This window comes from Streptomyces sp. NPDC002055 (genome assembly GCF_040296705.1).
Lineage (GTDB): Bacteria > Actinomycetota > Actinomycetes > Streptomycetales > Streptomycetaceae > Streptomyces.
The window spans coordinates 1-19,327 of sequence record NZ_JBEOXS010000027.1; the positions used below are offsets into that span (position 1 = coordinate 1).

Consider the following 19,327-nt stretch of genomic DNA (forward strand, 5'->3'; position numbering starts at 1 on the left):
CCTCGGCGACTTCCCGGGCCCAGGCCAGGACCGTGGGGTGGTCGGCGACCGCGGCCCGGTAGCGCGGGGGCATCCCGGCCGACAGAGCGTCCAGCAGGGAGAACGGCTCGGGCTCGTCGACCACCGCGGCGACGGCGGCCGGGTCGATGTTGCGGACGGCCAGGATCCGGGCCCTCCGGTCCAAGGTGCCCTCACCGAGGGTCTGCGGTTCGCGGTTACGGGTGCGCATCACAGCTCCTCGGCGTAGGCGGCGGCAGCGTCGACCGGGTTGGTCCACGCCTGGTGAGCGGGCACGTTAAGCCGAGATCCCGGCCGCGCAAAACCACCAGGGCGCGCGTTCATGACCTCGTTGACCATGCTGGTCAGCACGCTCGGGTGCTTGGGGTTGGCCGCGAAGTTCCGCAGTCCGGCCCGGATGTGCTCCGGAGCGATGCCCTCGCCCAACAGCTTTTTGGTGATCCGCCCGAGGTGCCCGAGCACGTCGCTGGGCGGGCGCTCGTAACTCGACGAATGCGCCTTGACCTGCGTTTTTCATGCCAGCGTGGCCAGACCTGCCAGCCATGCCGTCGAAGGCGTCCTGCTGGGCGATGGGAGCCTGGTCTACGTGGCCGCGAGGCGTTGCGGCCGGCTGAGCCGGCAGATCGAGGGCGCGGGGAGTATTCGGCGAAGCCTCGGCGAGCCTTCGGGGAGGGGTGGGCGACTCCTCGACCCGCTGGGTGCAGGTCCCCTTGCAGGGGGCGCACCGGTCGGCGGCCTGGTGCTGCGGGCAGGAGGGCAAGCGGGACTGGCTCGGCTTGTCGATCTTCTGGTGCTCGGCCCAGGTCACGATGTGGAGGTAACGGCGGCCGTCGCATCCGGTGTACCGACAGATCAGTGCCGCGTCGGCCAGCTGCTGCAGGTCGTCCTCGACGTGGACCGGAGTGCGCTCGGAACGCAGCGGCCACAGCAGCCCTGCGATGATCGCGGCGTTGTCGCGGTGACGCCCGTGGTCGTCGGCCTGGGTGAGGAGACCGAAGAAGGTCCGCTCAGCGTGGACGGTCACCTCAGCGAGCGACTCGCTGGTGAAGGCTTCGGGCTTGATGGTGCGGATCCTGGCCACGGTCAGCACTCCTTGCCGGCGCCGGCGTACACCTCGGCGGCGTGCCGTAGGCTCCCGCTGGTCAGGCTGAAGCCGTACGCATCATCCCAGGTCAGTTGGAGATGAGCGCCGATCACCCAGCGGGTCGGCGTCACGCGCTGGGTGTGGTTGAGGGCTATGGCGTCCCCTTGGCCGTCGTACGCGTGGGCGTAGAAGCTCGGCCAGCTCTGGCCGGGCTGGCGCTGCGAAGCGCGGAGGGTGGACGCTCCGGGCATCACTTCTGCAACCGGGCAGGCCAGGCGCTGCTGGCGAGCGCCGGTGAGAGGCGCATCAGCCTGGGGCTTCTGCTCTCGGAGCGCGCTTCCGCTCCAGTATTTGGGCATGCAAGAATCCCTTGTTCGTAGGTGGAGCGGGGCGGCCGTTCTCGTCGAAAAGGCCAGCCGGCCTGCTCCAGTTATGAGTCCGCGCCCTTCGGGGCGGCGGCCCGGCGCTCAGGAGCTAGTGACTCCTGAGCGCCGGTTCTATATCTCTTGGCCCCCTGTGCACTTGGCGCCGATGACGCCCTGAAGCCTCCTCTGCGGTTCACGCGGCCGGTGGGCTCCCCACCGAGCGCACCAGCAACATATGCGTGCGCCCTCGCAAGATCCAGTGGTTGGGAACGAGCTGCCACCGTGCCGGAGGTGCCATCTGCCGACGGTCGTTTTCAGGCACCCCCGGCCGGTGCAGTGATGGGTGAATCTCCAGCCCTTGTCGAGGGGCAGGAGTGCCATTTTTCGGCGTCCGGCTTCTGGGAGTTACATCTCAAATGCCGTCGCTGCTTTAGGGGTTGACGGAACCGTCCTGATCATGTGACCCACGTTTGCTTCCTAACCGCCGTATGTAGCTGAGCGGGGTGCCCGGCGGGCGACGAGGAACATGCGCAAGGGCGGTCTCAAGTCCTGACAGGACTCGCTACAACCAGCAGCAGTGACGACGGCTGACTGCAGAGGCGGGGCATGGAGAGTTCGAGTTGGACTTGAGGACTCCGAAAACGATCTCCACGTGACCTCCTGCGTCTGATGCCGCAACGCTCTGTTGAATCGGCTGGCCATAAAGATTTAAGCCAAGACTGAAAGGCTCCGTCAAAGCTGACCGTATGCCCGTTTTGACCGCAAAGGTCGCGAGGTTGCGAACGATCCGCCAGGGTGCCCGATCAGCACGCAACTCCCTTGCAGATTAGAGAATGTAAGGAACTTCGACGGCGCAAGAGGGGCGGTTTCACTGCTGACCCAGACCGACACTGGAGGGCGGTAGCGAAAATCGGCAAACATTTGCCGGTTTCACAGGTCAGGCGCAGGCGCGAGGGCGGGACACCCGGTTCGGCGGGTGATCGAGAGCGCGATCACCGGGGCTTAGTTTAATACTTGACAGTCACATTCTCGTGAGTATGTGGCTGCCGCCACACATGGTCAAGATCGTCCCAATACCGCGTATGGTCTTAGCGGGGAGACGTTAAGGGCGGGGGGCGGCGGCTACGCTGTCCCTCTTTTTGCATGCCCAAAAGCGAGTGTCTCCTGTCGCGCCAACGCAATGACAGGGAGAGGCTGATGGCCGCGAGGCGTCGGGCCGAAAGTGACGACACGGCTGCCAAGAAGGGCACACCTGCGGCACCCGTCGGAGTAGCCGGGCAATACATGGGCTTCGGCGGGATGTTGAAGCAGTGGCGGAAGTCTGCCGGCGTCAACCAGATTGTCCTGGCGCGTGCCCTGGGAATCGGTGAGCGCACGTACCGCAACATCGAGCGCGGCGCGACCCCGCGGTTCTCGCAGCCCCAGTGCGACGCCCTGGCAGACCTACTGAAGCTGGATGCCGACGAACGCCACGCCCTGCTGCTCTACAACGTCGGCACCTACCTGCGAGCCTCGATAGCTGACGGTCGGCCCGAGCTCGGGCCGGCCCTGAGGCTGCTCATCGACCGCCAGATGCCCTCGCCGACCTACCTGTCCGACCGCAACTGGAACATCCTCGCGTACAACAAGGCCATGGCCGAGCTGTGGCCGTGGGTGATGGAGCCTCGCGCCAACATCATCAGGTGGGCGCTGACCACTCCGGAAGGACGTTCCACCTATCACGACTGGCACAAGCACGCCGCGGTTTTCGTCCGGATGCTGCGCTTCGCGCTGACCACCCACGGCGGCGACACTGATCTTCAGGAACTGATCGCGGACGTCAAGAAGAACCCCGAGATCCAGAAGATCTGGGACGCGGACGCCGACCTCGTCGAGCATCGCGATGGCCACGTCTTCCTCGCCAGCATCCCCACCCTCGGCTGGAAGACGATCGAGATCGTCAGCCACGTGGCATACCCGGCGATCATGCCCGACTGCCGCTTCGTTGTGATGACCTGGGTGGAAGCGGAACCCGATACCCAACGGGATGCGCTGGGCGGCCCACGCAACGCATGGGCCGAGGAAACGCACAACACGGCTTATGAACGCAGCCGCGCCCAGGCGCGCATCGCAGAAGCCGATCTCCTCCGGGACAAGGACCTGCACACTGCGCGTCTGGTGGTCGACAGCGCAGAGGAGGCCGCGGCCAAGGCCGGCAAGGACGGAATTCCCCTGCCCGCACTCAGCCGCCTCGTGGGGCCGGCCTCCCAGCTGACGCTGTCGCCATCGACTCGCAATGTGGTCTGGGCGGTTGAGGAAGCACCCGGCGAATGGGGCGTCTCTCAAGTATCGCCCTCCACACTGATTGCCCGCGTGCCGCCCGCCGCCATACACGGTGAGGCACGTGCCGAGTTGAAGAGGCTCACTCGGATCGCCTTGCCAGCTGCCCCCGAGGCTGCTGTCGTCCGTGTCCAACAGCTCCTCAGTGAACTCGACCAGCAGCAGAGTCTCTTGCGCGAAATCCAGCGAGACCTGGGCGGGCACAAGCCAGCGCCGCATACTCCCCGAGACATATCCGGCGAAGTCCAATCCGAACTCGTCTCGTGATTCCCAGGCAAAGTCCGGGCAGGGGAAGGCGTGCTGGACTGCACTGCGTCGCCTGCCCTGATGCGCTATGCCTGCTCGTCCATTCTGTAGTCTGAAGAAAGATCCGGTCCCGTGCACGAGTACACCTATGCCTGCCCCCTGCGCTGGAGCGACGCCGATGCCTACGGTCACGTCAACAACGCGCAATTCCTCCGCTACATGGAGGAAGCCCGAACGCGCATGTTCCAAGACGTCGTCGCCACGAACGAAGAAGGGACCCGACCAAATGCCTTCGTCGTGAGCCGAACCGTCATCGACTACCGTGCCCCACTGTTCTACGGGCCCGAACCCGTCGATGTGCATGTCTGGGTCACGAAGACTTCCGCCGCCACCTTTGAACTCGCCTATGCGATCAGTGATGCCGAGCAGCTGTACGTCGAAGCCACCACCAAGATTGTCGCCTATGACCTCGACACGAGGGCTCCACGGCGACTCTCTGAGACGGAACGGGCATTCGTCGCTCGCTATACCAAGCGTTGATCCAGTCGGCCAACAGCGGCTGACCGCAACGTCCTACCCCGGACTCCGACCGTGGGGACCAGCGAACAGTCAGTAACGCTAAGCACTGGACCTTGGTCTTGGGGACCGCAAGATCCGTGTCGCCCAACCGAAACTTCACGGCGAGAGCCGGGCCACGTCCTCGTCCCGGATCTCGTGGCCCTCGTCGCGAAGCTGGGCGACCGCGGCGTCGATGTACCGCGTCGTCCACAGCACCACAGCACCACAGCCTTCAGCACCAGGCCGAGGGAGCCGAGCTGGTCTTCCATCCCGTCCCGGTACGCCTGGTGAATGGTGCCCATCTTGCCGTGGCAGATGTCGCGGGCGAGCTTGTGGCGGGGCTCCTGGACAGTGAGCCGCTTGTGCATCTGCCAGCGGTAGGTGTCGTCGACCGGTCGACCACGGCGAGCAGGATGGGGCTCTTCGAAATTTCCACCCATGCTCTTCGCCTCAAGCGGTTTCCGGTTCAACTGAAGGGTTGCTTTGGTCAGTATGTCGGGAAGTACCCTGCCGCGCCTTTGAGCGTGCGGATGACGGGGGCGGTCTCGATGGAACGGATGGCATCGAGTGCGGCTACGCGTTTGGTGAGGTAGCGACACAAGTCTTCGGCATCACGGCAGTTGACAGCGGCAACAAGGTTGCTGGGGCCGGTGGTCATGGCGGCGAAGGAGACCTCTGGGTGTTCGGCCATGGCCAGCGCCACGTCGGAGAGCCGGGAGGGCTGCACGGACATCCAGAGCCGCGCTCCGGTAGGGAAGCCGAGAGCGGCTGGGGCGACGTCGACGATGAAGGTGAGGATTCCGTTCCGGCGCAGTGCGTCCAGGCGGCGTTTGACGGTGGAGTCCGCGTTGCACGCGACGGTGGCGAGCTCGGCGTAGCTGGCCCGTCCATCGCGGGCGAGGACGTGCAGCAAGGCCCGGTCCTGCTCGTCGAGGGCGACAGGCCCGGCGGCCGGGGACGTGGGCGCGGGGTGGAGTGTGCGGGCCTGTTCCTCGGTGAGCCAAGCGGAGCCCGCCCAGGTGATGGGCAGTGCGGTGGCGCGCAGGATGAGATGCGCGGAGACCGCGGTGACGCGGCTGGTACGAGAGAGCTTGTCGAGCAGCAGGGCGTTGCGGTCGGCGGCGGTTGGTGTCTGGACGTTGCAGGAGATCTCCGTGCCTCCGGAGAGCAAGTGCACGTAGGAGGTGTCGGGCCGGGCCGCCAGTGCGCTCGCGATGGAGCCGGCCGCATCAGGAGTGCACTGCACCCGGAGCGTCCAGGACGTGTAGCCCAGCCGTACCCCGTTGACCACTCCGACGACCCGCAGCAAGCCGGTCGACCGAAGTCGCCGGTAACGGCGGGCGACGGTGTTCTCCGAGACGCCCAGCACCTCAGCGACCGCGCGGAACGACACGCGCCCTTCGATCTGCAGGGCGTGGATCAGGCCACGGTCAGTCGCATCCAGTGTGACGGTATCCATCGATTCAGGCTATTGCATGACGGAATCCTGCATTCATGAGCTGCTGGCCGGCATCGGGTCCACGTACCGGTGATCGTGACGGATGAAGGCGCGCCGGTGCAGCACAGGCAAGGAGAACGTCGATGACTGCCAAGAACACGATCCTCGTCATCGGGGCAACGGGCAATGTGGGCCGACAGGTGGTGTCCCAACTCATCGCCGCCACCACCTGCAAGGTGCGGGCGCTGGTCCGCAACCCCGCTGCCGGGCTTCCCGATGGGGTCGAGGTGCGGCAGGGGGACCTGGCCGACCCCGCCGCACTGGAGGCGGCTCTGGAAGGCGTGGACGCCGTATTCCTGATGTGGCCCTTCCACAGCGCCGATCCGGCTGCCACCGTCGTGGATGCCATCAAGCGGCACACCCCCCGGGTCGTGTTCCTGTCGTCCGGCGCCGTCCGGGACGGACTCGCCCCCGAGCAGCAGCCCCACCCCGTGGGCCAGTTCCATGGGCACGTCGAACACCTCATCGCGCAGTCCGGGCTCGCCTGGACCCACCTGCGCCCCAGTACCTTCGCCACCAACACCTTGTGGTGGGCCGATCAGATCCGGGCCGGTGACGTGGTGCAGGGAGCCTACGGAGCGGTACCCATGGCGCTCCTCCACGAGGCAGACATCGCCGCCGTGGCCGTACGTTCCCTCACCCAGGACGGCCACGATCATGCCGTCCATCACCTGACCGGCCCCGAGGTCCTCACCCAAGCCGAGCAAGTGCGAACCATCGGCGAGATGCTGGGCCGTCCCCTCCAGTGGCAAGAGTTGTCCCGCGAGAAAGCACGCCAGCGACTCCTGGCCGACGACAACTTCCCCGACTCGTTCGTGGATCCCCTCCTCGACGGCTACGCCGACATGCTCGCCGCCCCTCGCCCGAGCATCACCTCCACAGTCGAAACGGTCACCGGCACATCCGCCCGCACCTACCGCCAATGGGTGTCCGACCACGCCGCCGACTTCGGGTGACCCTGTGCCAACCCGCTCGGCTCGAACATGGCCGCCATACAGGGGTGAGGACAAGAGCAGGTCTGGCGCACACGGCGAGGGCCCTGGCGCCGGGGGCGGGGAGGCGTTGTCGGCACCCGGCCGTAGGGTCGGGTGCCGACAATGCCTCCCCGCGGAGGGCCAGGTCTGTCAGCGATGCGGTCGGGCAACCAGACGGACGTCTGGGCCGGACTGTGCAACGTCCAGCAACTCGCAGCGGAGGATGTCATCCATCGTCTCGATGGTGCCGCCTTGAAGGGCACTCTTACCGCGGCCGAGGAGAGCGGGTGCGACGTAGGCGATGATGCGGTCGACCAACCCTGCCGACACGAAAGACGCCGCGAGTGTCGGTCCACCTTCGAGAAAAACGGCGCGCACGCCGCGGCGGTGGAGCTCGCCCAGCAGGGCCTCCACGTCCAGGCCTGCCTTTGAACGGGGCAGCCGCACGACCGTGGTCAGGTCATCCAGGTGCGAGGCATCTGCGTCCTCGGCCACGGCAATGATCGTCGGTGCAGCCTCATCGAGCACCCGAGCCCCGGCCTGGGTGCGGGCATTGGTGTCGACAATCACCCGCCACGGCTGCTGGTCAAGAGGAACGGCCACCTTCAGGCTGGGGTCGTCCTGCATGGACCGGACCGCGAGGTGCGGGTTGTCCGCCTGCTGAGTGCCGGAGCCGACGACGGTTGCTTGGCAGGCCGCGCGCAGTTCATGCACTTCGGCACGGGACTGTGCACTGGTGATCCACTGACTGGTGCTGTCCGCCGCTGCGATCCGCCCGTCCAGGGTGGCCGCGTACTTGTAGACGACGTACGGCCTGCCCTCGGCGGTCTGCCACTCGTCGGTGCCGACCAGTTCCCTGATGCCCATCGGTGTCCCCTCCACGGTGGTTGGTACCGGCGAGCGTAGTCACACGGCAGCGACGGCTTCCGCCAGCTCCCTCACTCTCGTGGTTCGTCGCCACGGCGTGAGCGCGGTGACGACTCGGCGCAACTCCGCCGTGGTGCGTCGGGACTCCGTCTCCCGGGTGATCTCCAGCGCTTCCAATGCGACGGAGCAGGCAGCATCCGGCGCCCGGTCAGCAGCGTGAGCGCTGGCGAGTCGCGCCAGGTGCAAGCCACGCTCGCGCTGGTAGTTATCCGGCCAGTCGCGCAGGGCCCGCTGATAGGAGGCAACGGCCTTCGCCGGCTTCCCCAGGCGAAGCTGACAGGCAGCGCCCTGGGCATCAACATAGGCGGGCACGCAGTAGCCGCCGAGCTGATCAGTCTCAGCTTCGCGGCCTTTGCCGACGAGGCCGTAGGCGAACTCGATGGCACGGGAAGCGCCTGTGTCGTCGCCGGCCAGCGCGTGGCCGTGCGCCTGCTGAAGGTGAGCGGATGCTCGGATGCGTGCGGGCACATCGCCGCGAACGCGCAGCGCAGCTGAAGCGAGGCCGATCGCCCGCTGCTGCTGCGTCAGGTTGACCGACTGCTGGGCTTTGCGCATCAGGATGAATGCCTGGCGTACGGGGTCATCGGCTTCCTGCGCCCACTCCATGGCGCGGTCGGACCACCAGAGTCCGAACTCTGGCTGACCGAGGTCCTCGTGCAGCCAGCCGGCGAACTCGGCCCACTCCGCGGCGGCCTGAAGCATCTCGACGCGCAGGTTCCCGCCGGCGGCGGGAAGGAGTTGCTGCTCGATGACGGTGAGATGGTCCCGCACGGCTCCGATTACGCAGTGCGGACCGTACAGGCTGTCGGACTGCACCAGTGTGGCGCGCAGGCTGCGGAGGTGCCCGATGACCGCGGGGTTGATGGGTCGGCTGCGCTCGCTGCCGAGCGAGGCGATCTGCACACCCAGGGTGGCGGCTGTACCGAGGAAGCGTCGACGGTTCTGAGGGTGATTCACGGCTGCATTGTGCGGTGTGTCATCGGCCAGCCCCAGCCGAGTTGGAGAAATCCCGAGCCGGTCGGCCACCATCGCGAGCACGTCTATGTCCTTCGCGGACTGGCGGCCACGCTCCAGGCGGCTGATGGTCGACTGGCTGTAGCCGCACATGTCGGCGAGTTGCGTTTGAGTCCATCCGCGGTCACGTCGGGCGGCAGAGATGGCCTCGCCGGGGCTGCGGTGCTGCGGTGCCTGCGCCATATCCGGTCCTGGGGTGCGGTGGCAGAGAGATTCCGAAGGGATACCCAACGTAGTGGCCGCGCCGTGCATGCGTATGCAATTCCTGCATATCCGCAGCGGGTGATGCATGCGGGCAAGTCGGCTTGGCCCAGGGTGCGTTTGTCTGGGCGCACGGCGATATCCCCCGGGAGGTCAGCATGGACAGCAGACAGCAGGCGCTGACGCCCGCCTATCAGGAGCCCAGAGTCCTGGTGCATACCCGAGCGGAGATCGATTCGGCTGTGGGGACGTGGCTCCTCTGCGCGGCCGGCGACCGGCAGCAGGCACGGCAGGCGTGGGACGAAGTCGGCAGCGCTCTCCTGAGGTGCGGGAGCCTGTTCTCAGCGATCCGAGTACCTGGGCATGCCGTCCGCGCCGCTGCGGGCACCTCCGACCCCGGCCGGGTCGACACCCATCTGGCGGCTGCGCTGCAGGGCGGGCCTGTCTTCTTCGATCGGTACGCGGAGTGGTACTACACGCTTGTTCCGGCGAGCACCTGGCAGTGGTGGTCCTCGTCCCACACGGGCTGCCTTGGGCCGGGGAGCCATCTTCGCGTGCCCCGGCCGGGACTCAACCATCCGGACTGCTTCCGCTCGTACTGGTCGGTGCCGATGGACCACCCCGGTGCCCTGAGCGCGCCGAGCGTCGTCCAACAACTGCTGGACAACAGCCATCGCAAGCTGACCGAAGCGAAGCGACGGGCACGAGGGGGCGCTGAGCGACGAGCTGCACCACCCGTGGGGAAGCGAGGCCCGAACCCAGCAGGCGCGCCGCCGACCACATTGCGAGGAGTACGAGCTCCAACTCGTCCTGATCGAACAGCACGTCTGCTGTGTCGCGCTAGTGACGGCCGAGATCACAGCGAGTCGGCCATGACCGGCCCGGGGGCGGACGGCTCCCCCGCACTGACCACCTGGGAGGCCCCGATGTGCACCAATACATCGCTGGTATCGGCTGCCGCGGTCGAGGAAGAGGCGCAGATCCAGCGCTGCTTCGCGGTGGCCTTCGCCCCGGACGAGGCCCGCGTGGCCGACATGCGCCAGGTCACAGCAGATCATATGCGGTTGTGGGACTTGCCCGGTCCACTGGCCGACCATGCCGTGCTCGCCGTCTCCGAGCTGGTCACCAACGCCATCGAGCACGGGACCGGTGCCGTGGACCTACGGGTGCGGTGCTCCCGCGAGGACCTGCGCATCGAGGTCACAGATGAAAGCCCCGTGCCCGCCGAGCTGCGCAGCGTAGACGATGACGCCCTGTCGGGCCGAGGCCTGTTTCTCATCGCCGTCCTCTCACAGGCGTGGGGGACGAGCAACGGCGGCCGGACGACCTGGTGTCAGTTCCTGCTCCCTGCCGGGAGGCTGTGATGGTCGCCGTCGATGACGCCACCGCCGCCACACTGTTGGGACAGTCGGTCACTGCCGAGGCGGCGGTGCAACACAGGATCGTCTACCTGCTGTCCCGATCCCTCTCGGCCGATGGGATCAGCGAGGAGTTGATCGACGCCCTCGACGAAATCCTCAGGGGCCGCCCCGGCGCACCAACCCCCATTCGCGGCCGAAGGCTTGCCGGTCTCTTAGCCCGCCTCGGCCTGCCCCTCCCGCCGAGCCGGCCGTCCGGGGTTGCTCCGCTGAGCCCTGCGGACACTGCGCGGATCACCGACCAGTTCCGCCGGGCCACCTCCCAGCTCATACAGATCGCCCCGCACCGCGTCGCGGTATACCCCACCGATGAGCTGCGCCGCCTGCTCGCCCTGCGCGACGAACGCCCGGCCCCGGATCAGGCGCTGTCGCACCTGCGGCGGTACGCCATGGTGATCAGCGATCTTCTGGACCTGATGGGAGACGACGAATGACGACGTCGCCCATCGCAGACGTCGGGCCGTGTCCCGCGGCCCGGCCCCGGCCCGACGCCGCAGACCCGGCTCCGCATGTTCCCCAGCGGAGGCGAAGCACCCCCGTGTCGGGCGGGCCCCGGCCGTCTCTCCTAACTCACGCTGCGCGCGAGCACTCGGCAGCCGACGAGAGCGGTTCTCCGACCTGTCCCCGCAGTTCCCCCACCCACGCCAAGGAGCTGAAGTGACGACCACCAGGACCGTGGCGAAGGTCTCCCTCGCGCCCCGAGAGCAGCAGGTTCTCGCAGGCCTGGCCAACGGCAGCGCTCTCGGCGTGGTCGCGCGCAGCCTCGAGATCAGCGAGGGCACCGCCTCGGGCTACCTCAAGACCGCGAAGCGGAAGCTGCACTGTGTGCGCGAGACCCCGACCGCGGTCGCCGTCGGCTACACCACGAACGCCATCACCCGCCCGCCGCTACTGGACCCCGAAGCATTGTTCCTGCCGCGCGAGCAGCGTCACCTGGTCCCGCTCATCGCGCGGGGCGCAGGGGCCGAGCAGATGGCCGCGGAACTGGACCGGCCGGTCGCCGAGGTCCGCGCGGATGGCCGCGCTCTCCTCACCAGTCTGCGAGCCCGCACTCGGTCCCACCTGGTCACGCGCGCCTGGCAGTTCGGAATCCTCACCGCGGACCAGGTGATCGCATGGCTGGCTCCCGCCCTCCCCGACAAGATCGAGATCCAGGCGACCATCGACAGAGTGCTCGCATGGGGCGTGACCGACGGCCTCCCAGCCACGGACGTCGCGCTGAACATCACCGCACAGCTCGCCGGATACGGCCGGGTCGTCCACACCGACCTCTGCCGCCTGTGCCGGGATGTCCCCCCGGACTCGGCCCCGGATGCCAGCGTGAGAGCGCGGGCCGCACTCGGCGAAGGCACACGACGCCTCAACCTTGCGCCGCTGCCGTCGACAGTCAAGCCGCACGTGGCCGCCCAGCGCGCACAGAACATCGCTCGCCTCGTCCAGAGCCTGCTGAGCGCCGTCGGAGCGCTCAGCCAGGCACAGGCGCGCATCCCGCGCCAGCCGTCATCGCAGCAGACCACAGCGAAAGGCAGCTGATGAACATCTCAACCGGCGCCGACCTCGTGCTCGCCGTTGTCGGAATCGTCCAGATCGCTCAGAGGAAGCAAGCCCGGCGGCAGCAGAGCGAGGTGGCCGTCGCCCGCATTCAGCGTGGTCCTCCGGGAGAACCACCCCCGTGGGATGTCCTTGGACCCGGCAGGGACCAGCACTCCAACCGAGTAACCCGACTACAACTGCGCACCGGGGCCTGCCCCGGCCTCACCCCGCTGATCCGCCCCACGGTCCCGCTGCACACAGGGACCGGTCGGGAGCGGGTCAGGGAGGCGAGCCGGTGCTCGCCGCCGGAGCATCCGATCAGGAGGTTCGCTTGACCAGCTCATCCCACTCCCCAGCAGTTGAACTCGCTGGAGTCCGCCACCTGCAGCTGGTGGAGACGGAGCCGCCCCAGCTGACCGTTGAACAGACGGCGGCGATGAACCGGCTGTGGGAGGGCAAGACCGCCTCGAACCCGTCCCTCTTCGACGGCCCGGTGGTGGTGTGCTCCGCTCTGGAATGGCAGGACAAACACACTGTGACCCTGACGTGGTACAGGGCGACCTACCGCCTGTATGTCCTGCGTCTGGACCCGGTTCTCGCCGTCTCCGCGCCCTCGCTCTTCGTGTCTGTCGCCCAGCCCACGGACGACGGCCGTCTGTTGGTGGGGCGCATGGCACCGTCCACTGCGGCACCCGGACGCTGGCAACTGCCCGGGGGAACCCTCGAACCTCCCGCCCCCGGGGCCGTCCTCGGCCTTGAGGACCTGCGTCGGCATGCCGCGCGCGAGCTCACCGAGGAAATCGGGCGCACGCTCCCGGCCCAGGACCTGGCGCTGTGGGCGGTGACTCGCGGCGACAAGGGCAACATCGGCGTCCACTTCCGTGCGCCGGCCTGCCGAGCCGACGTCCTCGACAAGGAGTACGCCGCGCTGGTCTGCGCCGAGCGTGCGCAGGATCGCACGCCGGAGCTGGACCGGATCGCGTTCGTCGGGTCTCCGGCCGATGTGAGGGCTCTCGGGGGCCACACCGCCGACTTCCTTCCGCTGCTCGCCGCGCGCCACGCCGGAACCGAGGCGCCCGGCCCGACCCCCGACCGGAGGTAGCAGATGGGCAGACCCTCAGACGCTCCCCGGCTCCAGGACCGATCGCCGGATCCCACTTTCCACGGTGAGCAGGTCCTCGCCGGGCTGGCGGGCGAACTGGCCCAGGCGGCCCGCTCCGGTGTCCCGGTCCCGTTGCTGTCCGAACGCTTCCCGGACCTGACCCTCGCCGACGCCTACCGGGTCCAGCAGATCAACATTCAGCGGCGGGCGGCGGCGGGGAACCGGTCGCCGGTCACAAGATCGGGCTGACCTCACGGGCCATGCAGCAGCAGATGGGCATCGACGAACCCGACTCCGGCTTCATCCTGCAGGACATGGTCGCGTCCAGCGGATCCGCGCTGCATGCGGCCGATTTCATGAGCCCGAGAATCGAAACCGAGATCGCCTTCCGGCTCGGCCGCGACCTGAGCGAACCCGCGGATCTCGCCACGGTCCGCTGTGCCGTGGCGGAGGTGTTCCTGGCGTTCGAGATCCTCGACACCTGCTTCACCACCTGGGGCATCACGCTCGTCGACAGCATCGCCGACAACGCGGCCTGCGCCGCGGTGATCACCGGCGGCCCGGTCCCCTTCGGCCCGGCGCTGGATCTTGCCGCCGAGCAGATCACCGTGACCGCCGCCGGGGATGTGGCAGGAACCGGCGAAGGGCGCGACGTCCTCGGTGACCCGCTCCTGGCCCTGGTCTGGCTGACACACCGCTTGCCCGCTCTGGGCACCACCCTGCACGCCGGGGACATCGTTCTGGCCGGCTCAGTGCATGCGAGCATCCCGCTCACCCCGGGCACGCACTACCGCGCCACATCCACCGCTCTTCCGCCCGTCGACGTACGGGTTCTGTGACCTCCACCGACAAACCGGAGCAGACATGCCAGCGAAAACTCGGCTGACCGCGGCCGTCCTGGGCACGGGCTTACTCGGTCTCGACCTGATCGAACGCATGCGCCACTCCCCGCACCTTGACTGCGGGCTCGTCGTCGGCCGCACGGCCACCAGCCGCGGACTTGCCCAGGCGGCCGAGCTGGGCTGTCCCACGGCCGCGGGCGGAGTCGCCGCGGTCCTGGACTCGGCCCAGCACTTCGACGTGGTCTTCGACGCGACCAATGCGTTCGAGCACCCGGACCACTGGGCCCGGCTGTCCCGGACCAGCGCCACGCTCATCGACCTGACCCCCACCAGTGCCGGCGAGCTGATCGTGCCGACCGTGAACGGCGAGCAGGCTGCCGCGCACCAGCACATCGGCCTGGTCTCGTGCGGAGGGCAGGCATCCATCCCCGTCCTACACGCCATCGCGCAGCACTACCGGCCCGGATACGTCGAGATGGTGGCCACAGCTGCCAGCGTGAGCGTGGGCCGGGCCAGCCGTCTCAACCTAGACGAGTACATCGGCACGACCCAGAGCGCGCTGCGCCACTTCACCCGGGCCGATACCGCCAAGGCCATCCTCAACATCTCCGCAGCAGACCCTGCGCCACCGTTCCGCATCACGACGACCCTCGTGACAACAGCCGCCGAGCAGGGCCCGCTCCGGGCCATCGTGGAAGCAGCCGAAGAGGCGATGCGGGTCCTCGTCCCGGGCTACCGCGTGACCTCGTGCACCGTCACCGACGGCACCGTCCGCTTGGTCATCGAGGTCACCGCGACCCGCGGCCGTCTCCCGGTCCACGCCGGGAACCTCGAGGTCATCAGCGCCGCCGCTATCCACGCTGCCGAGCAGCACGCCCTCTCCCCCGCCGCGCTGAAGGAACTGGCCCGATGACGCCGACCGAGCATGCCGCCGTGACCGTGCACGACCCCACGCTGCGGGACGGTCAGCACGCCGTGCGCCACCAGCTCGACCGCGGGCAGATCCAGGCCTACGCCGCCGCGGCCGACGCCGCGGGTGTGCCCGTGGTGGAGATCGGGCACGGCAACGGGCTGGGCGCCTCCTCCCACCAGGTCGGCCACGGCAGACTCAGCGACGCCGAGATGCTGGCCACCGCCCGCCAGGTGCTGACCAGCAGCAGGATGGCCGTCATGATGCTGCCCGGCTGGGGCACCTCCGCCGACCTGCGCCAGGCGGTACACCACGGGGTGGACGTAGTGCGGGTCGGGGCACACGCCACCGAAGCCACCGTCACCGAGCGCCACCTGGGCGTGATCCGTGAACTGGGCGCCGAGGCCCAAGGGGTTCTGCTGATGAGCCACATGGCCTCCCCCGCCCAGCTCGCCGAACAGTGCGCCCTGATGGCCGACTACGGGGCGCAGGCCGTCTGCCTCTTCGACAGCGCCGGCCACTACCTGCCCGAAGACGTCACGAACCGGATCACCGCCATCACTGCCGCGGTGGACATCCCCGTCGGCTTCCACGGCCACAACAACCTCGGCATGGCCGTGGCCAACTCGGTCGCCGCCGTCGCAGCCGGTGCCCGCATCATCGACGCATGCGCCCGCGGATTCGGCGCGGGCGCGGGCAACACCCAGCTGGAAGTTCTCGTGGCCGTACTCGAACGCTACGGCCACAGCACAGGAATCGACCTGAGGCTCCTGGCCGACGCCGCTGACCTCGCGGAGCAGACCCTCATGCCGGCTCCGCCGACGATCGACTCCACCAGCCTCGCGTCCGGACTGGCCGGAGTGTTCTCCGGCTTCAAAAAGCCCGTCCTGAACGCGGCAGCACAGGAGGGTGTGCATCCCTGGGACGTGTTCGTCGAGCTCGGCCGCCGCAGGGTCACCGCAGGCCAGGAGGACATGATCCTGGACGCCGTCCGCAGCCTGGCCGCACAGGGGGAGCGACGGTGAGCCCGATGCCCGGCCCGGCCGGGGTGTGGATCATCACCCCCGGTCATGCCCCCGACCGGTTTCCGGCCGCCCGCAGCTGCGCGGCCGACGTCGCCCTGGTCGACCTGGAGGACTCCGTGCCCCCGGCGGACAAGCCGGACGCCCGGCAGGCCGCCCGCGCCTTCTTCACCGACCCCGCTGCGGCCGGCCCCGTCCCCGGGGTCCGAATCAGTTCGCCTGCCACCCTGAACGGCATCCACGACCTGACCGCCCTCACCGCGCATTCGGTGAAGCCCCCCATCGTCCTGATCCCCAAGGTGGAGTCCGCCCGCGACATCGAAATCGTCGCCGGGATCCTGGACACCCCCGACTACACCCCCCACCTGTATGCACTGATCGAGACCCCCCGCGCCGTGGAGAACTTGCCCTCGATCGTCAGAGCCGACCGCATCGCCGGACTCCTGTTCGGAACGGCCGACTACGCCACCACCACCGGCTGCAGCAACAGCTGGGAGCCGCTGCTGCACGCCCGCTCCGCGCTCGTCACCAGTGCCGCGGTCGCGGGGCTGCCTGCCATCGACTCCCCGTACTTCGACCTGGACGACGACGAGGGGCTGCGCCGGGAAGCAGAACAGGTCAAAGCCCTGGGCTTCGCCGGAAAGAGCTGCGTGCACCCGGACCAGCTCCCGGCCGTCACCGCGGTGTTCCGGCCCACACGTGAGGAGATCGCGGCTGCCCGGGCCACGGTGGCCGCGGCCGAGAACGCCGGCGGCCGCATTGTCCGCGTCCACGGCCGGATGGTCGGCCCTCCCATGGTCGCTGCCGCCCGCGCCCTGCTCGCCCGCGCGAGCGACAACGCCCCGAAGGAGGTGTCTGCATGACCAGAGCCCCCAAACCCCTGGGGTACCGGCAGACCGGTGAGCACCGCTACCGGGAGGTCGTTGGGCTCGGCTACGACGAGCTGCCGGTGGGCATGGTCATCGAGCACCGGCCCGGACGCACCATCACCGAGACCGACAACACCCTGATGACCACGCTCGGCGGCAACGACGCCCCGATCCACACCGACGCGCACTACAGCAGCAACAGCGAATGGGGCCGCCCCCTGGTGTGCAGCACCATCACCCTGCACATCGTCGGAGGGATGACGGTACGCAGCACCAGCGGCCTCACCATCGCCAGCCTCGGCTTCGAGGAGATCCGTTTCCTTCACCCGGTCTTCGTGGGCGACACCCTCTACGCGGAGACGGAGATCACCGGCCGAAGACGCTCCAACAGCCGCCCCCACAACGGGATCGTCACCTGCCGCACAACCGGCCTCACCCACGACGGCCACACCGTCCTGACTTTCACGCGCAGCTTCCTCGTCCCCCTCGACGCCGACGCGGTCCGCGACCGGACCCACTACTGAGGAGACAGACCATGCCCGATCCGATCCGGATCATGGAAGCCGACGAGGACCAGTGGCAGGAGTACGACACCCTCGCCACCCGCAGCTACGGCCACCCCGTGGGAGACATCATCCGCCTGCGCCCCCACGCGGACCTTCGCGTTGCGGTTCGCCGCGGCCAGGTCATCGCCGGCGGCCTCGGACTCCTCACGAGCCAGTTCTTCGGCGGATCCGCCGTCCCCTCCGCCCTCCTGGGCGCCGGGTGCGTCGCCCCCGAGGAACGCGGAGACCGCCTCGCCGGCCGTCTGCTCGCCGAGCGGCTCCGCCCGCTGCGCGACCAGGGAGCAGTGATCTCCACCATCTGGTCGACCTCAAGCCGCTACCTGCGCACCCTCAGATGGCAGGCCCCGACCCAGGTGTTCGCCTGGTCCATCCCCACCGAAGACCTCGGGCGCGCCTTCCCCAGCCCAGGCCTGAACATCGAGCACGGCCGGTCGAGCGACGATCTGGCGCTGCACCAGAGGCTGGCCCAACAGTGGAACGGGCCCGTGCAGCGCCCGCGCTGGTGGCCGGCCTGGCTGGACGACAAACGCCAGCTGACGACCTACCGGTTCGGGCCGGACCAGAGCACCACCGGCGTGCTGTCCATCTCCATGAAGCGTCACCACCGACACGGAATGGACCTGACCGTCCACGACTTCTGGGCCGCAGACGCGGTGACGGTCGACGCGATGATGGCGTTCCTCGGGAGCCACCACACCCGCGCCACCGCCGTCCACTTCCGGCGCTCGGTCCTCCCCCCGTACCCGGCGCTGCTGCACAAGCTGCACCGGTACCGGCCGACAGCAGAAGCCTGGCACCCCTGGATGCTCCGCATCCACGACCTCCCGGAAGCTGTACGCCTGCGCGGCTGGCCCGACGACCTCACCCTCGCGCTCCCCGTGGAGATCGAAAACGACAACGGAGGAACCTGGGACCAGTACCTGCTGGAAGTCAAAGACGGCAAAGGCCACCTCACCGCGACCCACCGCCACGGCGAGGTCAAGTTCACCCGCCAGCAGCTGGCCGTCTGGTACGCCGGAGGCTTCCGGACAGCCGCCGCCGCGCACCTTGCCGGAGTCGCCGCCACCTCCGGTGAAGCCCTCACAAAGCTGATCCGCGCCACAACGGACTACGAACCCTGGCTGCCCGACCACTTCTGACTGGCCCCAGCGATACGGTGGCGAGTACGGGCGCGGCGACCTGGAAGTCCGTTCCGGACTCTCCCGATACGCCGTAGTACGCCTTGTCGTCACCCAGCGTCAGGAGCGCGGCCGGAACTCGGGAGCGCCGCACTGGTCGGGCTCGTCCGGTCGTTGCACCCGGGAACCGCTTCCCGCTGCGCGGGCTCGGGCGAGCTGGGCGTCGCAGTTCCCCTAGCTACTCACCCCAGTGGCCGAGGCGGCAGCAGGAGGTTGCTGATTTTCTGACGGACACGTCTCTCGGGGCACCTTGGGCTGCACCTGGTGCATTGCTGACCAGCATCGCGGCAGCAGCCACACCGATGAGCGCTACTTGCCTGATCTCACACTTCCACCCGTCGAACACTCGAACGATCTCTCGAAGGGGGATCCTGGCGGACTTGACTGCGATCCGCCGCTAAGTGAGAACAATGAGTGATGTCGCGCGCGAACCTTCCAGGGCTGATCACGACCGGCGTGCGACTGCGGAGCGTCATCCCCTCGGACACGTTGCGAGCCCTCCAGGGCTGATGACGACGTGGTCGGCGACCTGCATGTACACGTAGGTCGGCGCGTTGCGAGCCCTCCAAGGCTGATGACAACGCTGGTCACCGCGTGGAACAAGTCCCAAACCTTCCGGTTGCGAGCCCTCCAGGGCTGATGACGACCGCGGATGGCTTCGGCTTCCTCGTACGTGCGCTCAG

At 68.2% G+C, this 19,327-nt stretch carries 18 protein-coding genes and 3 pseudogenes; 14 read left to right on the forward strand and 7 right to left on the reverse strand.

The window, feature by feature from the left end; genetic code table 11:
• From ABT112_RS18290 to ABT112_RS18300, 3 genes and pseudogenes are all read right to left on the reverse strand, one after another.
• Positions 1 to 229: pseudogene (locus ABT112_RS18290) on the reverse strand (ATP-binding protein); the annotation flags it as partial.
• Positions 229 to 1,099, reverse strand: a pseudogene (locus ABT112_RS18295) (hypothetical protein). The pseudogenes ABT112_RS18295 and ABT112_RS18290, both read right to left, overlap by 1 nt.
• Positions 1,100 to 1,101: 2 nt before the next feature.
• Positions 1,102 to 1,353 carry a hypothetical protein gene (locus tag ABT112_RS18300; RefSeq protein WP_351510762.1) on the reverse strand — a complete coding sequence of 84 codons (252 nt, stop codon included), beginning with the start codon at positions 1,351 to 1,353 and terminating at the stop codon, positions 1,102 to 1,104.
• A gap of 1,311 nt (positions 1,354 to 2,664) precedes the next feature.
• Here ABT112_RS18300 and ABT112_RS18305 point away from each other — a divergent pair.
• Positions 2,665 to 4,053: a helix-turn-helix transcriptional regulator gene (locus ABT112_RS18305; protein WP_351510764.1), complete on the forward strand. Its 1,389-nt coding sequence runs from the start codon at positions 2,665 to 2,667 to the stop codon at positions 4,051 to 4,053.
• Positions 4,054 to 4,164: 111 nt separating this feature from the next.
• A complete protein-coding gene (locus ABT112_RS18310; RefSeq protein ID WP_351510766.1) occupies positions 4,165 to 4,572 on the forward strand; it encodes an acyl-CoA thioesterase in 408 nt (135 codons plus the stop codon).
• A 138-nt stretch (positions 4,573 to 4,710) separates the two neighbouring features.
• Here ABT112_RS18310 and ABT112_RS18315 read toward each other — a convergent pair.
• Both ABT112_RS18315 and ABT112_RS18320 read right to left on the reverse strand, forming a co-directional pair.
• A pseudogene (locus ABT112_RS18315) lies at positions 4,711 to 4,985 on the reverse strand (Tn3 family transposase); the annotation flags it as partial.
• Between the two features lie 92 nt (positions 4,986 to 5,077).
• A complete protein-coding gene (locus ABT112_RS18320) occupies positions 5,078 to 6,049 on the reverse strand; it encodes an Lrp/AsnC family transcriptional regulator (protein ID WP_351510768.1) in 972 nt (323 codons plus the stop codon).
• A 122-nt stretch (positions 6,050 to 6,171) separates the two neighbouring features.
• Here ABT112_RS18320 and ABT112_RS18325 point away from each other — a divergent pair, with 122 nt between their 5' ends.
• Complete coding sequence (locus tag ABT112_RS18325) at positions 6,172 to 7,044, forward strand: NAD(P)H-binding protein (protein ID WP_351510770.1); 873 nt, start codon at positions 6,172 to 6,174, stop codon at positions 7,042 to 7,044.
• A gap of 168 nt (positions 7,045 to 7,212) precedes the next feature.
• On the opposite strand, the gene ribD is transcribed toward ABT112_RS18325, so the two are convergent.
• Together ribD and ABT112_RS18335 are read right to left on the reverse strand one after the other, a co-directional pair.
• Positions 7,213 to 7,929 carry a bifunctional diaminohydroxyphosphoribosylaminopyrimidine deaminase/5-amino-6-(5-phosphoribosylamino)uracil reductase RibD gene (gene ribD, locus ABT112_RS18330; protein ID WP_351510772.1) on the reverse strand — a complete coding sequence of 239 codons (717 nt, stop codon included), beginning with the start codon at positions 7,927 to 7,929 and terminating at the stop codon, positions 7,213 to 7,215.
• Positions 7,930 to 7,968: 39 nt separating this feature from the next.
• Positions 7,969 to 9,186, reverse strand: a complete 1,218-nt coding sequence (locus ABT112_RS18335; protein WP_351510774.1) for a helix-turn-helix domain-containing protein — start codon at positions 9,184 to 9,186, stop codon at positions 7,969 to 7,971.
• 890 nt (positions 9,187 to 10,076) lie between these two features.
• Between ABT112_RS18335 and ABT112_RS18340 the strand changes: the two genes are divergently transcribed.
• From ABT112_RS18340 to ABT112_RS18390, 11 genes are all read left to right on the forward strand, one after another.
• Positions 10,077 to 10,568 carry an ATP-binding protein gene (locus ABT112_RS18340; protein WP_351510776.1) on the forward strand — a complete coding sequence of 164 codons (492 nt, stop codon included), beginning with the start codon at positions 10,077 to 10,079 and terminating at the stop codon, positions 10,566 to 10,568.
• On the forward strand, positions 10,568 to 11,056 hold the full coding sequence (locus ABT112_RS18345; RefSeq protein WP_351510778.1) for a DUF6415 family natural product biosynthesis protein: 489 nt from the start codon (positions 10,568 to 10,570) through the stop codon (positions 11,054 to 11,056). Before ABT112_RS18340 ends, ABT112_RS18345 begins: the two co-directional genes overlap by 1 nt.
• A 223-nt stretch (positions 11,057 to 11,279) precedes the next feature.
• Positions 11,280 to 12,155, forward strand: coding sequence for a DUF6415 family natural product biosynthesis protein (locus ABT112_RS18350; protein WP_351510780.1), 876 nt, complete (start codon positions 11,280 to 11,282; stop codon positions 12,153 to 12,155).
• 331 nt (positions 12,156 to 12,486) lie between these two features.
• Entirely contained in the window at positions 12,487 to 13,257 is a 771-nt protein-coding gene (locus ABT112_RS18355) for an NUDIX domain-containing protein (protein ID WP_351510782.1), read from the forward strand.
• Between the two features lie 3 nt (positions 13,258 to 13,260).
• A complete protein-coding gene (locus tag ABT112_RS18360) occupies positions 13,261 to 13,506 on the forward strand; it encodes a hypothetical protein (RefSeq protein ID WP_351510783.1) in 246 nt (81 codons plus the stop codon).
• A gap of 11 nt (positions 13,507 to 13,517) precedes the next feature.
• On the forward strand, positions 13,518 to 14,096 hold the full coding sequence (locus ABT112_RS18365) for a 2-keto-4-pentenoate hydratase (RefSeq protein WP_351510785.1): 579 nt from the start codon (positions 13,518 to 13,520) through the stop codon (positions 14,094 to 14,096).
• A gap of 25 nt (positions 14,097 to 14,121) precedes the next feature.
• Positions 14,122 to 15,012 carry an acetylating acetaldehyde dehydrogenase gene (locus tag ABT112_RS18370; RefSeq protein ID WP_351510787.1) on the forward strand — a complete coding sequence of 297 codons (891 nt, stop codon included), beginning with the start codon at positions 14,122 to 14,124 and terminating at the stop codon, positions 15,010 to 15,012.
• Entirely contained in the window at positions 15,009 to 16,034 is a 1,026-nt protein-coding gene (dmpG, locus tag ABT112_RS18375; RefSeq protein ID WP_351510789.1) for a 4-hydroxy-2-oxovalerate aldolase, read from the forward strand. The genes ABT112_RS18370 and dmpG overlap by 4 nt, the downstream gene beginning before the upstream one ends.
• A 5-nt stretch (positions 16,035 to 16,039) precedes the next feature.
• Positions 16,040 to 16,894, forward strand: a complete 855-nt coding sequence (locus tag ABT112_RS18380) for an HpcH/HpaI aldolase/citrate lyase family protein (RefSeq protein ID WP_351510933.1) — start codon at positions 16,040 to 16,042, stop codon at positions 16,892 to 16,894.
• Entirely contained in the window at positions 16,891 to 17,424 is a 534-nt protein-coding gene (locus tag ABT112_RS18385) for a MaoC family dehydratase (RefSeq protein ID WP_351510790.1), read from the forward strand. The genes ABT112_RS18380 and ABT112_RS18385 overlap by 4 nt, the downstream gene beginning before the upstream one ends.
• Before the next feature lie 11 nt (positions 17,425 to 17,435).
• The gene (locus ABT112_RS18390; protein WP_351510792.1) at positions 17,436 to 18,605 is read left to right on the forward strand and encodes a GNAT family N-acetyltransferase; all 1,170 of its coding nucleotides are present in this window, start codon (positions 17,436 to 17,438) and stop codon (positions 18,603 to 18,605) included.
• Positions 18,606 to 19,327 lie beyond the last annotated feature (722 nt).